The organism is Promicromonospora sp. CA-289599 (assembly GCF_050936155.1).
GTDB lineage: Bacteria > Actinomycetota > Actinomycetes > Actinomycetales > Cellulomonadaceae > Promicromonospora.
The window spans coordinates 5,511,836-5,527,390 of the sequence record NZ_JBNJNI010000001.1 but is presented as its reverse complement, the minus strand read 5'-3'; the positions used below and the strand labels follow the sequence as shown (position 1 = coordinate 5,527,390).

Sequence of the window (15,555 nt, the reverse complement as noted above, 5' to 3'; positions counted from 1 at the left end):
CAGCCTATGCAACGTGGGCCGATGAGCGGGCATGCGGTCCGGCGGGTCAGCCCTCCCCGCACGTCACCCGGGCGTCCGCCCAGTCGGCGTGGTCGAAGTTCTTGCCGTCGGCGCCCTCGTCGGCCACCAGGCGCAGGCGGCGCACGCCGGTGACGTCGACGTCGAGCGGGATGCCGCCGTCGTCGTTGGACAGCACCGGCGTCTCGGTCAGCAGGACGCCGTCGCCGTAGACGCGGAACCGCACCGAGCCGACGCCGGTGTCGCCCGGCTTGTCCAGGACCTCGTCGTCGATGCCGACCACCGCACGGAACGCCGTGCACGTGCCGCCGAGCCAGGTGGTCAGCGAGCCGGTGGCGTGCATGCCCACGCCCTTGGCGTAGGTGACGCCCGCGATGGTGATCGGCCGCCCATCGTCACCCGCGGCCTCGCCGTTGGACCGGTCGCGCTCGATCGGGCCGTAGCCGTTGGACTCCTCCAGCCAGTCGAGGTCGGAGACGTGGCGGGTGCCCGTCAGCGCGGGCGGCGTGACCCAGAGGGTGGCCTGGCTCGCCGCGACGTACCGGTCCCGGCCGCCGTGGCCCGCGGCCGCTCGGTAGCCGACGTCGATCGGCACCTCGAACGTGCCGGTGGCCCCGTCGGCGGGCACCTGGACCTGCCAGGTCACCTCGGCGCTCCGGCCCGCGGCGAGGCGCGCGACGGTCTGGGTGCCCTGGTCCGCGGTCCAGCCCGCGGGCAGGTCCGGCGTCAGCCGCACGCTCGTGACGTCCCGGTCGGCCACGGTGAACGTGGCCCGGACCTCGACGGTGGCGCCCGGCTCGACGTCGGCCTCGGTCGGCTCCACGGCGAGCGTGGCGTCCGGCCGGTCCACGACCGGCTCCAGGCAGGACGCACGGTTCCGGGTCGCCTCGCACACGACCGCCACGAAGCCGCCGTTGTTCGCCGTCGGGACCGCGAGGGTCTCCCCCGCCCCGGCCCGGACGGTGGTGTGCACCGTGGCCGAGCCGTTCGCGCCGTCGTCGGTCAGCAGGTCGACCAGCACCCGCTTGCCGCGGGTCAGACCCTCCAGCGGGAGTGCCAGCGGGTCACCGGAGCCGGCGCGCATCCCGCCCACGAACCAGCGGTCCCCCGACCTGCGCGCCAGCACGGCGTCCCGGCCGGGCGTGCCGCTCAGGAGCCGCACCTCGTCCCACGTCGTGGGGAGGTTCTGCAGGAACGGCATGGCGTTCGGCTCGGCCGCGTACCCCTCGGGCTTGTCCGAGATGTGCTGCCAGCCGGACTCGTACGCGACGCTCATCGCGACCTGCTGCGCCTTGGACGTCTTGTCGTTGTCGCGGGAGAAGACCACCGGCGTGAAGTCCATCGACCCCACGACGTTGCGCGTGAACGGCACGATCAGGCTGCGCTCCGGGCTGATCCCGTTCTCCATGCCGCGCACGGACTCGTAGCTCATGATGTGCGGCCACGTGCGCTGCATGCCCGTGGGCAGGGCGGACCCGTGGAAGTTGATCATCAGCTCGTACCGGGCGGTGTCGCGGGCGACGTCGTCGTACCAGCGGTGGATCTCCTGCGAGTCGGAGTCCATGAAGTCGACCTTGATGCCGCTGATCCCCCACGACTTCAGGCGCGGCAGCCACTCGTCGCGCTGCTCCTGGGTGCGCAGGTCACGGCTGTGGAACCAGGCGATGACGTCGACGCCGTGCGTGTGGGCGTAGCGTACGGTGCGCGGCACCCAGCTCGCGTTCCAGCCCTCGTCGAGCAGCACGTACTCCCAGCCGTTCCGCGCGGCCAGGTCGATGAAGTCCCGCTGCCGGGCCTCGTCGCGCGGGCTGTCCCAGTCGGTGAGCCAGCTCCAGCTCGACCGGCCGGGCTTGATCCACTCGGTGTCCGGGTCCAGGGCGCTGGGCGTGGCGAGGTCGTCGACCAGGTTCGAGCCGACAACGGCGGGCAGGTCACCGACGATCGCCACCCGCCACGGCGTCGACAGGGCACCCGTCGAGGTGACGGGCCGCCCCTCGAACAGGTCGACGTCGTAGCGCAGCGACCCCGCCGTGTGCGACAGGTGCGCGCCCGAGTAGTCGCCGTGCAGGTCCGCCTCGGTGACCAGCGCGTACCGGTCACCCTGCTGGAACAGCACCGGGAAGCCGACGCTGCCGCCGCCGTTCCCGGCCGCGGCCGTCGTGGTGGTCCACTCGGCCTCATAGTTGACGGCGTACGAGCGCTGCATCCAGGCCGGCCCGTCCGACGCCGGTTCCCAGGCACCCGACTCGTCGTCCACCCGGTGCTCGCCCGCGCCGTCGAGCAGGTAACGGTAGGCGACGCCGTCACGGGAGACCCGCACGGCGATCCCGAGGCGGGTGCCCGCGGCGTCCGCGAACGTGAGCACCGACTCCGTGTGGACGTAGGACCGCCGCACGCTCTTGCCGGTGGCCATGGTGTACGAGTCGGAGACCCTGCGGTCGCGCCGCTCGACGAACGTCAGGCCGGTGGTGAGGTCCCCGTCGCTGCCGCGCAGCCCCAGGCGCGTCGCCGAGAGCACCGTGTCGCCGTCGGCGACGACGTCCAGCGCCACCTCACCGGCGTCGTCGAGCCGCACGACGCCGTCCAGGGCCGAGCCGCGCGGGCCGTTCACCCGCCAGCTCGACGGGTCGGCGGTGTCGCGGGCCGGGGCGGCGCTCGCCGAGCCACCGAGCACCAGCCCGCTCGCCACCAGCGCGACCGCCGACACCGCTGACACCAGGAGAAGAGCAGGACGGGGCGCAGCAAACAGCTTCACGAGGTCTCCCTTGACTCCGACGGGCGCCCGGTGCGCCGCCCGCCAGGTTAGGGAACACCCCAGACCGGGTCAATACCCTTATAGGGAATATGGGCAATATCGCTCCAGATATCGGCCTACTTGCCCGGGCGGAGGTCCAGGCGGCGCAGGAGCTGGGCGTTGAGCGCGACCACTACTGTCGAGAGCGACATCAGCACAGCTCCCACCGACATCGGCAGCACGAACCCGACCGGCGCCAGGACACCGGCGGCGAGCGGCACCGAGATCAGGTTGTACCCGGCTGCCCACCAGAGGTTCTGCTTCATCTTGCGGTAGCTGGCCCGGGAGAGCTCGATCACCGACAGGACCGAACGGGGGTCGTCGCTCGCGAGGATGACGCCCGCGGACGCGATGGCCACGTCGGTGCCCGCCCCGATGGCGATGCCGACGTCGGCCTGCGCCAGCGCCGGGGCGTCGTTGACGCCGTCGCCCACCATCGCGACCTTGCGACCCTCGCCCTGCAGCTGCTGGACCTTGGCCGACTTGTCCTCGGGCCGCACGCCGGCGAAGTACCGGTCGACGCCGATCTCCTCGGCCACGGACCGCGCGACCGCCTCGGCGTCGCCGGTGATCATGACGACCTGGACCCCCAGGTCGTGCAGCCGGCGGACAGCGTCCGCGGACTCGGGGCGCACCTCGTCCGCGAGCTTGACGCCGCCGATGACGGTGCCATCGCGCACGACGTGCAGGATGATCGCACCGTCACCACGCCAGGCGTCCGCGACCGGAAGCTCGTCCTGGCCGCTCTCCTCGAGCAGCCGCGGACCGCCGACCCGGATCTCGTGGCCGTCGACCGTCGCGGTCACGCCCACGGCGGGCGAGGAAGCGAACCCTGATGCCCGCGGGACGGCGAGCCCACGCTCCTGTGCCGCGCGCACGATGGCCCTGGCCAGCGGGTGCTCGCTGTCCGACTCGGCGGCGGCCGCGAGTGCCAACAGGGTGTCGCCGTCGATGTCGCCGGCCGGCTGGACGTCGGCGACCGTCGGCTCGCCCTTGGTGAGGGTGCCGGTCTTGTCGAACAGCACGGTGTCGACGGTGCGCATGCTCTCCAGCGCGAGGCGGTCCTTGACGAGCACGCCGCCGCGCGCGGCCCGTTCGGTCGCGATGGAGACGACGAGCGGGATGGCGAGGCCGAGCGCGTGGGGGCACGCGATCACGAGGACGGTGACGGTGCGGACGACGGCGCCGTCGGGCATCCCGGCGAGCGACCAGACGATCGCGGTGATCGCGGCGGCGGCCAGCGCGAACCAGAACAGCCAGCCCGCGGCGACGTCGGCCAGGCGCTGTGCGCGCGACGACGAGCTCTGCGCCTCGGTGACGAGCCGCTGGATGCCGGCGAGCGCGGTGTCGTCGCCGGTGGCGGTGACCTCGACGCGCAGGCCGGAGTCCGTGGCGACGGTCCCGGCGGTCACGGGCTCGCCCGGGCCCCGCGGGACGGTGCGCGACTCCCCCGTCACCATGGACTCGTCCATCTCGGCGCGCCCGTCGACGACGCGGCCGTCGGCGGGGACGCTGCCACCCGGCCGGACCACCACGACGTCGCCCACCGCGAGCTCGGCCGGCGAGACCTTGACGATCTGGTCGCCGTCGACGCGCTCCGCCTCGTCGGGCAGCAGCGCGGCCAGGGAGTCCAGGGCGGACGTCGTCTGCGCGAGCGAGCGCATCTCGATCCAGTGACCGAGCAGCATGATGACGATCAGGAGCGCGAGCTCCCACCAGAAGTCGAGCTGGTGGTCGAGCAGGCCGAGGCTCGCGCCGAGGGAGGCGACGAACGCGACGGTGATCGCGAGCCCGATCAGCAGCATCATGCCCGGCTTCCGGGAGCGGAGCTCACCGACCGCCCCCGTGAGGAACGGCCACCCGCCCCACGCGTACATGACGGTGCCGAGCAGCGGGGATATCGCGTTCACGAGCATCGTGTCGGGCAGCGTGTAGCCGAGGATCATCGCGAACATGTCCGAGAACACGACCACGGGCACGGCCAGGACGAGCATGATCCAGAACAGTCGGCGGAACTGGCCTACGTGGTCGCCGTGGCCGCTGTGGCCGGCGTGACCCGCGTGGCCGGCGTGGCCGGCGTGCTCGTCATGCATCTCGTGCGCGGCCGCACCCGACGCGACGTGCGGCTCGGTGGGGTGCTGGTGTGACTCGTTCATAGAACCAGATATACCCCTAGGGGGTACCCCCGTCAAGGGTTCGGACGGCCGGAACAGCCTGTGACGCGGGCCACCTGCACCAGGGCGCTACGAGCGGACGAGCCGCGCTATCGCGTCGGAGGCTTCCTTGACCTTCGCATCGGCCTCGGGCCCGCCCATCCGGGCGGCGTCCACCACGCAGTGCTTGAGGTGGTCGTCGAGCAGGCCGAGCGCGACGCTCTCCAGCGCCTTGGTCAGGGCGGACACCTGGGTCAGGATGTCGATGCAGTACTGCTCCTCGTCGACCATCCGGTGGATCCCGCGCGCCTGGCCCTCGATGCGCTTGAGCCGCGCGAGGTACCTTTCCTTGTCGGTGATGTAGCCGTGGGCGGTGGGCGCCTCAGCCTCTCCGGCCGGGCCGGGGTCGGCAGGGGATCCTGATTCCGTCATGGTTCCCATGATCTCATCTCCATCTGGTCAAGCACCCTGGTGGGGCGGGCGAAATGACGGTTCCGCGGCGCACTGCACGGGATGCGCCGCGGAACCGAGGCCGCCCTTCGGTCAGGCGGCCGTCACGTACTTGGCGGGGTCCGCGTCGAACGGGGCCTCGCACGCCGCGCAGCAGAACCAGTACCGCTGGCCCTCGTGGTCGCGGAACAGGCCCTTCGCCTCGGCGTCGGCCTTGACGACCGTGCTGCCGCGCATCACCGGGCACTCCGCGAGCTCCTCGGCCGACGGGCCGAGCAGGTTGCCGCCGTGGTGGCTCATCGAGGCCGCGCCTCCGTGGCCTCCGCAGTGGCTACCTTCGGCCTGCGCCTGGTCATCGTGCGCACGGTCGTCGTGCGAGTGGTCGTGTCCCATGTGCGGGGTCCTTTCGTCGGTGATGGGTGGAACGAGCGCAGGCGGAGGCTGTTGCCGACGACGAAGACGCTGGAGAACGCCATCGCCGCGCCGGCGAGCATGGGGTTGAGCAGCCCGAGGGCGGCCAGCGGGATCGCCGCGACGTTGTACCCGAAGGCCCAGAACAGGTTCACCTTGATCGTGCCGAGGGTCCGGCGGGAGAGCCGGATGGCGTCGGCCGCCGAGGTGAGGTCGCCGCGCACGAGCGTGATGTCCGCCGCCTCGATCGCCGCGTCGGTGCCGGTGCCCATCGCGAGGCCCAGGTCGGCCTGCGCGAGGGCGGGGGCGTCGTTCACACCGTCACCGACCATCGCGACCACCTTGCCCTCGGCCTGCAGCCGGGCCACGACGTCTGCCTTGTCCTGCGGCAGCACCTCGGCGATGACCTCCGTGATGCCCACTTCGGCCGCCACCTGCTCGGCCACCGCACGGTTGTCGCCGGTGAGGAGCACCGGCGTGAGGCCCAGCGCGACGAGCTGCGCGACGGCGGCCGCGCTGGTCGGCTTGACCTGGTCGGCGACCACGAGGATGCCACGGGCCTGACCGTCCCAGCCGACCGCGACGACCGTCTTACCCTCGACCTGAGCTTGAGACTTGGCCTCGGCCAGGTCCGACGGCAGGTACAGCGACCAGTCGGCGAGCAGGGCCTCACGGCCGACGACCACGGCGTGCCCGTCGACGACGCCCTGCACGCCAAGCCCCTGGACGCTCTCGAACGACTCCGGGGTGGGCAGGTCGCCGATCTCCTGGGTCGCGCCCTTCGCGACCGCCTGCGCGACCGGGTGCTCGGAGGCGTCCTCCAGGGCACCGGCCAGGCGGAGCAGCTCGGCGCGGCTGGTGCCGTCGGCCGGGACGACGTCGAGCAGCGTCATCCGGCCCGTCGTCACGGTGCCCGTCTTGTCGAGCACCACGGTGTCCACCTTGCGCGTCGACTCCAGCACCTCCGGACCCTTGATCAGGATGCCGAGCTGCGCCCCGCGCCCCGTGCCGACGAGCAGCGCGGTAGGCGTCGCGAGACCGAGCGCGCAGGGGCAGGCGATGATCAGCACCGCGACGGCGGCGGTCAGCGCGGCGGTGGCGGGGAACCCGCCGCCCAGCCAGACCCCGAGGGTCGCGACGGCGATCGCGATGACCACCGGGACGAAGATCCCGGAGACCCGGTCGGCGAGCCGCTGGACCTCGGCCTTGCCGGACTGCGCGTCCTCGACGAGCCGGGCGATGCGCGCGAGCTGCGTGCCTGCGCCCACCTGCGTGGCGCGGACCACGAGCCGGCCGCCCGCGTTCACGGTGGCCCCGGCGACCGTGTCGCCGACCCCCACCTCGACGGGCACGGACTCGCCGGTCAGCATCGAGGCGTCGACAGCGGAGGATCCGGCGACCACCACGCCGTCGGTGGCGATCTTCTCCCCCGGCCGGACGACGAACTCGTCGCCCACGCCCAGGTCCCCGACCGGGATGCGTGTCTCGGTGCCGCCGCGCAGCACGGCGACCTCCTTCGCGCCCAGCTCGAGCAGCGCCCGCAGCGCGGCGCCGGCCTGCCGCTTGGACCGCTTCTCGAAGTAGCGCCCGGCGAGCACGAACATCGTGACGCCCGCGGCGACCTCGAGGTAGATGTTGGCCGCGCCGTCGGACGGCGCGACGGTCAGCTCGAAGCCGTGCGTCATCCCCGGCTCCCCCGCCCTGCCGAGGAACAGCGCGTACAGGGACCAGAGGAAGGCGGACAGGACACCGAGCGAGACGAGCGTGTCCATGGTCGCCGCGCCGTGCCGCAGGTTGGTCCACGCGGCCCTGTGGAACGGCCACGCCCCCCACAGGATCACCGGGGCCGCGAGCGCCAGCGACGCCCACTGCCAGTAGGTGAACTGCCAGGCCGGGACCATGGCGAGCACGATCACGGGGACGGCGAGCACCACGGAGGCGACGAGCCGGTTCCGCAGCGACAGCAGCTCCAGGTCGCGCGCGCCGACGGCGTCGCCGCCGGGCTCCGGGGCCTCCTTCGGCGCCGGGAGGGTCGCCGTGTAGCCCGTCTTCTCGACCTCGGCGACGATGGCGCCGAGGTCGTACCCGGCGGGGGCCGTGACCTTGGCCTTCTCGGTCGCGTAGTTGACGGTGGCGCTCACCCCGTCGAGGCGGTTGAGCTTCTTCTCGATGCGCATGGCGCAGGACGCGCAGGTCATGCCGCCGATGTCGAGGTCGACAGTCGTTTCCGTGTCAGACATGGTGCTCCTTTCAGTGACCGTGGCCGGACTCGCCGTGCCCGTCGGCGGGCTCCTCGGCGGGTTCATCGGCAGGCTTGTCGGCGGGTTCGTCAGCGGCCGCCGCCTCCCCCGTGTCGAGGACGAACTCCGCCGTGCGCACCTCCCCGTCGACCTTGAAGTCGAGGTACAGCAGGTACCGACCAGGGGTGGGCGCCTCGGTCATGAACTCGATGTCGGGGCCCGACGTCGATCCGGGCGCCGGCTCGTCGCCCTCGGGGTGCACGTGCAGGTAGGCCAGGTCGCCGTCGCGCAGCGCGACCAGGTGCCCGTAGGCGCCGAGGTACGGCTCCAGCGTGGTGACCGGCTCGCCGTCCTTCGTGACGGTCGCGGTGAGCATGGAGCTGCCGTTCGCGCTCAGGTCTCCGGTGAGCGTGGCGGTGTACCCGTCGAGGGTGTCGCTCGCGGCGACCTTGGTGGCGGGTTCGGGCGAGAGGGTCCCCGCGACGTCGATCGTGCGGCTGAGCGTCAGGTTCTCGCCGGTGGTCCCGGGGACGAAGTCGGTGAACACGCGGTACGTGCCCGCCTCGTCCCAGGTCCACGGGATGGACCAGAGGCCGTCCTCCGACATCGCGGGGTGGACGTGCCGGAACTGCGACCCGTCCGCGCGCACCACGATGAGGTGCAGCTTCTTGTCGTGCGCGGTCTCGAAGTCGGTGACCGCTGCGCCGGCCGCGGTGGTGATCGAGAACGAGAGCGTGCCCGTGTCGTCAACCTCGTCCGGCGCGTTCACCGGGCTCAGGAGCAGGCCGTCCTGCTCGAGGGCGAGCCCGTGGACCGACGTCGTCGCCCCGGCCGTCCCGCTCATGTCCATCGCCGGCTCCTCGTGCTTCTCGTCCTGCGCCGCCCCGGACCAGGCCGCGACGGTGCCCAGCGGGACCACGGCCCCCGCGACGACGAAGGCGGCGACGAAGAGCGCCGCCAGACCTGCTCCGAAGGCGCCGAGCCGCTGGGGGGCGTTCATGAGGCGCGCTCCGCCTCGTACCCGGTCACGTTCTCGCTGGTCGCCACTGTCGTTTCCTTCCGCTCGACGTTCCGCTGGACGATGCTACCCCTAGGGGGTAACCGTATGCGGGCAACCATATACCCCCCGGGTGTATTCCGGTCAAGGCGGCCCAGGCAAAGGAGTGGGTCGAGCAGCGCGCGGCGTCGTACTGCCGCGACCGGCCCGAACTGGCCGAGAACTGGGCCCGCACCAGGCACAACGCCGTCCCGGAATTCGGCGACAGGGCCCCGGCCGCCTCGATAGACTCCTCCCGCCCCGCCAACGTCGTGATCGGGCGGGCGTTCCGGGGTGGGAATGACCAAGTGGAGGACGCATGAGCCTGGTCTCGCGCGTGTACGAGAATCGCCGTTCCGCCGTCTCGGTCGGGGCGGTGACCCTCTTCGCGGCGGGCCTGGTCGGCTTCGCGCTCCTCTACGAGGGTGAGGCGACGGCCGACGTCGAGCTGAACGACTCCGGCGTCTGGGTGACCAATACGGCCGACGGCAAGCTCGGGCGGTTCAACTACGACGCGAGGGCCCTGGACGGGACCCTGCTGACCGACTCCACCGACTTCGACGTCGAGCAGGATGCGCAGCGCGTCCTCCTGAACGCCGTGGGCAACTCCTCCGCGAGCCCCGTCGACCCGGCGCAGCTCGTGCTGCGGGGCACGATGAAGTTCCCCCCGGGCGCGCAGGCCGCCGCCGGTGGTGCCACCACCGCGGTGTACGACGGCGAGACGGGCCGGATCTGGGTCCTGCCGTTCGACAGCGCGGTCGCGTTCGACGAGGACGAGCTCAAGCCGCGGAAGGCCGGCATCAACGGTGAGCTCACGGTGAGCACCGAGGGCACCGTGTTCCTCGCGGTGCCGTCCGACCGCAAGCTGTACACGATCCCGACGAACACGCAGGGCGTCGCGCAGAAGCCCGAGGAGTCCGACCTGCCGGTGCAGCCGGACGCCGAGATCCAGGTCACCGCGGTGGGCGACGAGCCGGTGGTCCTGGACGAGTCGACGGGGAACCTGGTGCTGCCGGGCGGCGACACCGTCGAGGTGGAGGGCGGCGCGCAGGGCGCGCTGCAGCAGCCTTCCGGCGAGGCCGACGACGTGGTCGTGGCGACCACCAAGGGCCTGGTCTCCCAGCCGCTGGGCGGCTCCGTCCTGACCACCCTGACCGCCGAGGGCGCGGCGTCCGGCGAGCCCGCCGCGCCGGTACAGCTCGGCGGCTGCACCTACGGCGCCTGGTCCGGCTCGGGCCAGGTCCTGCGCAACTGCCCGGGCCAGGACCACGACCTGAACGAGGTGCTGGAGGGTCTGGAGAGCTCCTCGACCCTGGCCTACCGGGTCAACCGCAAGGTCATAGTGCTGAACGACATCGCGGGCGGCGCCCTGTGGATGGCCGCGGACGACTTCGAGAAGGTCGACGACTGGGACCTGGAGACGCCCGACGACGGTGAGGGCAAGAAGACCGAGTCGGAGGAGGTCACCCCGAAGCAGGTCGACACGGCCGTGACCCCGCGCGACCAGGCGAACCGTCCGCCCAAGCCCAAGCCCGACACGTTCGGCGTGCGGCCGGGCCGCACCACCGTGCTGAACGTGCTGGGCAACGACATGGACCCGGACGGCGACGTCATGACGGCGAAGGTCGCGTCCGAGCCGGACGGCGACATCAGCGTCGACCGCGTGCTGGACGGCGCAGCACTGCAGGCGAACGTGCCGGTGGACGCCAAGGGGACCACGACCTTCGAGTACGAGGTCGACGACGGCCGCGAGAACGGCACCGCCACCGAGTCGGTGACGGTCAGGGTGGTGCCGCCGGAGGAGAACAACCCGCCGACGCAGTCGGGCGAGCCCGTGCTGCAGGTGGGCCAGGAAGGCATGGGGCGGATCAAGATCCTGCCGTACTTCAAGGACCCCGACGGCGACGACCTGTTCCTGTCGAACGCGAGCACGGTGAACAAGCTCGACGAGGTCCGGTTCCGTCCCGACGGGACGGTGGAGTTCCGCGACGGCGGCACCACGACGGGCCACAAGATCGTCGAGGTCACCGTGTCGGACTCGGAGGGCATGCCCGTGGAGGGCAAGCTCATCGTCAACGTGGTGGCGAGCAACGTGCCGCCGCTGGCGGTGCAGGACCACGTGACCGTCCTCACGGGCGACCCGGTGACGGTGCACCCGCTGCGGAACGATCGCGACCCCAACGACGACACGCTGCGCCTGACGCGGGTGGACGGGCCGAAGGACGTCACGGTCACCGCGAACCAGACGGCGGGTACGTTCAAGTTCGAGAGCGACGAGCCGGGCTCGTACGACGTCACGTACCAGGTGTCCGACGGCCCCAACCCGAGCCTCGGCCTGGTCCGTGTGGACATCACCGACCCGCCCGACGAGGCCCGGGCGCCCGTCGCCGTCTCCGACCAGGTGCTGCTGCCCACCGGCGGCTCGGCCCTGGTGGACGTCCTGGCCAACGACACCGACCCCGCCGGCGGCGTGCTCGTGGTGCGGGACGTGACGGAACCGTCCGGCTCCCCCGTGAGCGTCTCGGTGCTGAACCACCACATCCTCAAGGTCTCCGAGGTCAAGCGTCTCGACGACCCGGTGATCATCGGGTACACGGTGGCCAACGGGTCAGGGACCGTCGAGGGTCAGCTGCGCGTGGTGCCCATCCCGGCGTCGGACCAGCTGCGGCCGCCCGAGGCCGGTCCCGACACCGCCCGGGTCCGCGTCGGAGACGTGGTGACGATCCCGGTGCTGAAGAACGACTCCCACCCGGACGGCCTCACGATGACGGTCACGGACGAGCTGCAGGAGTCGCCGTCGGACGGCGAGGCGTTCGTGTCCGAGGACACCGTGCGCTACCGGGCCGGCAAGGAGGCCGGGACCTTCTTCGCGGTCTACGAGGTGGAGGACGCGAACGGCCAGCAGGACTCGGCACAGATCACCATCAACGTGGTGGACGCGCCGGAGAACGGCGCACCCCAGCTGCCGGACGTCGAGGCGCGGGTGCTGAGCGACGGCATCGTCCGGATCCCGCTGCCGCTGGACGGCACCGACCCCGACGGTGACCACGTGACCCTGAGCTCGATCTCCGGGGCGCCGTCCAAGGGCACCGCCACGATCGTGGACGGCTTCGTCGACTACCACGCCGGCCCGGAGTCGACGGGTCTCGACGGCTTCTCCTACCAGGTGCTGGACACCCGCGGGGCGGTTGCCGAGGGTACCGTCCGGGTGGGTGTCGCGGCCCCCTCCCCGAGCAACCAGAACCCGCACGCCGCCGACGACGAGACGACGGTCCGGCCGGGTCGGACGGTGGCGATCGCCGCCCTGGACAACGACTCCGACCCGGACGGCAACCAGATCGGCCTCACGGCCAAGAGCTTCGAGGGCACCGAGGACATGACGCCCAAGGCGGTCGACGACGACGTCGTCGTCACGGCGCCCGAAGAGCAGAACGTCTACTCCTTCTTCTACGGCATCCAGGACAGCTTCAAGGCCCGCGCCACGGGCGCCATCACCGTGAAGGTGGACAAGGACGCCCCGCTGCTGCGCCCCGTCGCGCACGACGACGTGGTGACGGCCGACGACGTCAAGGGCGCCGCCGCCGTCACGGTGAACGTCCTGGAGAACGACGTCGACCCCGACGGTGTCGCGGCTGACCTCGAGGTCGCCGTGGAGGAGGGCCTGGAGGGTGTGACGGTCACCGGCTCGGACGCGGTCAAGGTGCAGCTCACGGAGCGAGCCCGCGTCATCACCTACACGGTGACCGACATGGACGGCCTGACGGCCAAGGCCTTCGTCCGGGTGCCGGGCAACGAGTCGCGGCCGCACGTCAGGCCCGGCCTGGACCCGCTGAAGGCCACGAGCGGCGAACCCCTCACGATCGACCTCGCGGACTACGTGGTGGTGCGGGAGGACCACGAGCCGCGCATCACCACCCAGCGCACCGTCAAGGCGGTCGAGGGGGACGTCAGCGTGACCGACGAGAACACCGTCGTCTACACGTCCGCCGACGACTACGCGGGTCCCGCGTCGGTCAGCTTCGAGGTCACCGACAGCCCGGAGCTCGACGACCCGGACGGCCTGACCGCGGTGCTGACCCTGCCGATCGATGTGACGCCGGGCAAGAACCTGCCGCCGAAGATCATCGACACCCCCGTGCTCCAGGTGGCTGCCGGCGAGGAGGCCTCGGTCGACCTGTCGCGGTACGTCAAGGACCCGGACAAGGATCCCCTGACGTTCGAGGTGGTGGGCAAGGACGGGATCGCGGCGTCGATGTCGGGCGCCACCGTGACCGGTCAGGTCGAGATGTCGGTGCCGAAGGGCACCCGGCGTGAGCTGCCCATGACGGTGTCCGACGGGCAGAACCCGGCCGTCTCGGCCAAGCTGGTCGTCCAGGTGGTGCCCTCGACGCGCCCGCTGGTGCAGACGGCCCAGGACCTGGTGCTGGACGCGCACCAGGGCAAGGCGGCCACCATCCCGGTGCTCGCGAACGACGTCAACCCGTTCCCGGGCGAGCCGCTGAGGCTGGTCGGCGCGCCGACCGTCGACAGCGGTGACGGCGTCCCGTCGTACAGCGGTGACCAGCTCGTGGTGACGCCCGCGGCGGACTTCACCGGCACCATGATGGTGCGCTACCGGGTACAGGACGGCACCAAGGACCCGGACCGGGAGGTCGACGGCATCGCCAAGCTCACCGTGCTCGGCAAGCCGGACGCCCCGCGGGCGCCCCGGATCGAGGAGGTCCGCTCCGAGACCGTGGTGCTGAGCTGGGAGCAGCCGAACAACAACGGCGCCGACATCACGGACTACACCCTGCGGACGAACACCGGTCAGGAGCACAGGTGCGCCACGACCACCTGCACGTTCGACGGGCTGAGGAACAACGTGAAGTACACCTTCACGGTCACGGCGACCAACGAGGTGAACGAGTCGGAACCGTCGCCGCCGTCGCGCGAGGCGCGACCTGACGAGAAGCCCGACAAGCCCACACCGCCGACGCTCGAGTTCGGCGACAGCGAGCTCACCGTGACCTGGAAGAACCGGGCCTACACCGACCGGTCCGCGATCACCTGCGTGAACCTGGAGATCAGCCCGCCGCCCAACAACGGGGTGACCCAGAAGGAGTGCCTCCAGAACAGCACGACCGTCTGGACGGGCCTGGAGAACGGCACCGCGTACACGGTGCGGGTGCAGGCCGAGAACGACGCCCCCGACCCGTCCGACTGGTCCGAGCCGTCCGCGGAGGAGATCCCGGCAGCTCCCCCGGAGGCACCGCGCGCGCCGGAGGCGGCCCGGGTGGACGCGTTCGAGGGTGGCCAGATCACCGTGACGTGGAACGCGCCCGCGAACAACGGCGACTCCATCGACAAGTACTCGCTGGGCGTGTACACGAACGGCGAGCTGGTGAAGTCCATCGACACCACCAGGACGACGGAGACGGTGGAGGGCCTCTCGACCGGTTCCGCGTACAAGTTCCGCGTCCGGGCGACCAACAAGGCGGGCCCCGGCCTGGCGAGCCCGTTCTCGAACGAGGTGATCCCGCACGGCGTACCGGACACCCCGAGCGCGCCGACCGCGTCGCTCGGGTCCACGACGAGCGGCCAGGCCGACGTGCGATGGAGCGACATCCCCCAGTTCCGCGGCTCCGGGCCGAGCTACGAGGTGCAGGCCAGTGGCCTGGACGCGCGGGACGTCGGCAACACGACGTCGACCACGTACAGGGGCCTGAGCAACGGACGGTCGTACACCTTCCGTGTGAAGGCCTGCAACCAGCACACGTGCTCGGACTGGTCGGCGCCGTCGAACGCCGTGACGCCGTACACCGTGCCCGGCAGCCCGGGGATCACCTACCACCGGTCCGACGCCAGGAGCGGGTACTTCACCGTGACCGGTCCGGGCAGCAACGGTGGCCGGACCGTCGACAGCATCGAGTACCGGCTCTCCGGCAGCTCCAGCGGCTCCGGCACACGCAGGTCATGGCCGTTCAACGTCAACGCGGGGAACGACTACGACCAGAGCTTCACGCTGCAGGCCCGCGCCCACAACGCCGCGGGCTGGAGCGCCTGGTCCAGCGCGACCGGACGGACGGACGCGAGGCCCGACCCGGAGCTGTGGGTGACGTCGTCGGGCGTGTCCGCCGGCTGCGCGAACGAACGGTGCGAGTACTGGATGATCAACTGGCGGAACATGGGCAGCGGCAACCACCAGGTCGCCTGCTGGGCGGGCGACACGTCGAACAACGGCGGCCCGCGTCACTGGCACGACATCCACCCTGGGCACGCCACCACGTGGGCGGGCAGCACCAAGTACACCATCAGCGGCGACAGCGGCTCGCAGCGGGTGAGCTGTTTCATGGGCCAGAGCTACAACGGCACACAAGTGGGCGTGAAGACCCCTGACGACCTCTACACGGGGCGCACCTGGAACATCGGCTGACACCCGTTCGGCTCGCTCGCCGCCCTGGCGGGCACCGC

The 15,555-nt window shown here is 71.6% G+C and carries 7 protein-coding genes; 1 reads left to right on the top strand and 6 read right to left on the bottom strand.

Annotation, left to right across the window (positions count from 1 at the left end):
* Nucleotides 1-46: 46 nt before the first annotated feature.
* The 6 genes from ACQEVI_RS24530 to ACQEVI_RS24505 all read right to left on the bottom strand — a co-directional run bounded on the left by ACQEVI_RS24530 (nucleotide 47) and on the right by ACQEVI_RS24505 (nucleotide 9,066).
* Complete coding sequence (locus ACQEVI_RS24530) at nucleotides 47-2,773, bottom strand: glycoside hydrolase family 97 catalytic domain-containing protein (RefSeq protein WP_432904172.1); 2,727 nt, start codon at nucleotides 2,771-2,773, stop codon at nucleotides 47-49.
* A gap of 116 nt (nucleotides 2,774-2,889) precedes the next feature.
* On the bottom strand, nucleotides 2,890-4,968 hold the full coding sequence (locus ACQEVI_RS24525) for a heavy metal translocating P-type ATPase (protein ID WP_432904169.1): 2,079 nt from the start codon (nucleotides 4,966-4,968) through the stop codon (nucleotides 2,890-2,892).
* Between the two features lie 87 nt (nucleotides 4,969-5,055).
* On the bottom strand, nucleotides 5,056-5,397 hold the full coding sequence (locus ACQEVI_RS24520) for a metal-sensitive transcriptional regulator (protein ID WP_432904166.1): 342 nt from the start codon (nucleotides 5,395-5,397) through the stop codon (nucleotides 5,056-5,058).
* A 111-nt stretch (nucleotides 5,398-5,508) separates the two neighbouring features.
* Nucleotides 5,509-5,715: a YHS domain-containing protein gene (locus ACQEVI_RS24515; RefSeq protein WP_432904163.1), complete on the bottom strand. Its 207-nt coding sequence runs from the start codon at nucleotides 5,713-5,715 to the stop codon at nucleotides 5,509-5,511.
* Nucleotides 5,712-8,066 carry a heavy metal translocating P-type ATPase gene (locus ACQEVI_RS24510; RefSeq protein WP_432904160.1) on the bottom strand — a complete coding sequence of 785 codons (2,355 nt, stop codon included), beginning with the start codon at nucleotides 8,064-8,066 and terminating at the stop codon, nucleotides 5,712-5,714. The genes ACQEVI_RS24515 and ACQEVI_RS24510 overlap by 4 nt, the downstream gene beginning before the upstream one ends.
* A 10-nt stretch (nucleotides 8,067-8,076) precedes the next feature.
* Nucleotides 8,077-9,066: a heavy-metal-associated domain-containing protein gene (locus ACQEVI_RS24505; protein ID WP_432904157.1), complete on the bottom strand. Its 990-nt coding sequence runs from the start codon at nucleotides 9,064-9,066 to the stop codon at nucleotides 8,077-8,079.
* Between the two features lie 355 nt (nucleotides 9,067-9,421).
* On the opposite strand from ACQEVI_RS24505, the gene ACQEVI_RS24500 reads away from it, so the two are divergent.
* Nucleotides 9,422-15,517, top strand: a complete 6,096-nt coding sequence (locus tag ACQEVI_RS24500; protein ID WP_432904154.1) for an Ig-like domain-containing protein — start codon at nucleotides 9,422-9,424, stop codon at nucleotides 15,515-15,517.
* Nucleotides 15,518-15,555 lie beyond the last annotated feature (38 nt).

Coding starts and splice junctions, on each gene's coding strand:
- ACQEVI_RS24520 (WP_432904166.1), bottom strand. CDS start 5,397: ATGACGGAATCAGGATCCCCTGCCGACCCCGGCCCGGCCGGAGAGGCT.
- ACQEVI_RS24500 (WP_432904154.1), top strand. CDS start 9,422: ATGAGCCTGGTCTCGCGCGTGTACGAGAATCGCCGTTCCGCCGTCTCG.
- ACQEVI_RS24505 (WP_432904157.1), bottom strand. CDS start 9,066: ATGAACGCCCCCCAGCGGCTCGGCGCCTTCGGAGCAGGTCTGGCGGCG.
- ACQEVI_RS24510 (WP_432904160.1), bottom strand. CDS start 8,066: ATGTCTGACACGGAAACGACTGTCGACCTCGACATCGGCGGCATGACC.
- ACQEVI_RS24515 (WP_432904163.1), bottom strand. CDS start 5,715: ATGAGCCACCACGGCGGCAACCTGCTCGGCCCGTCGGCCGAGGAGCTC.
- ACQEVI_RS24525 (WP_432904169.1), bottom strand. CDS start 4,968: ATGAACGAGTCACACCAGCACCCCACCGAGCCGCACGTCGCGTCGGGT.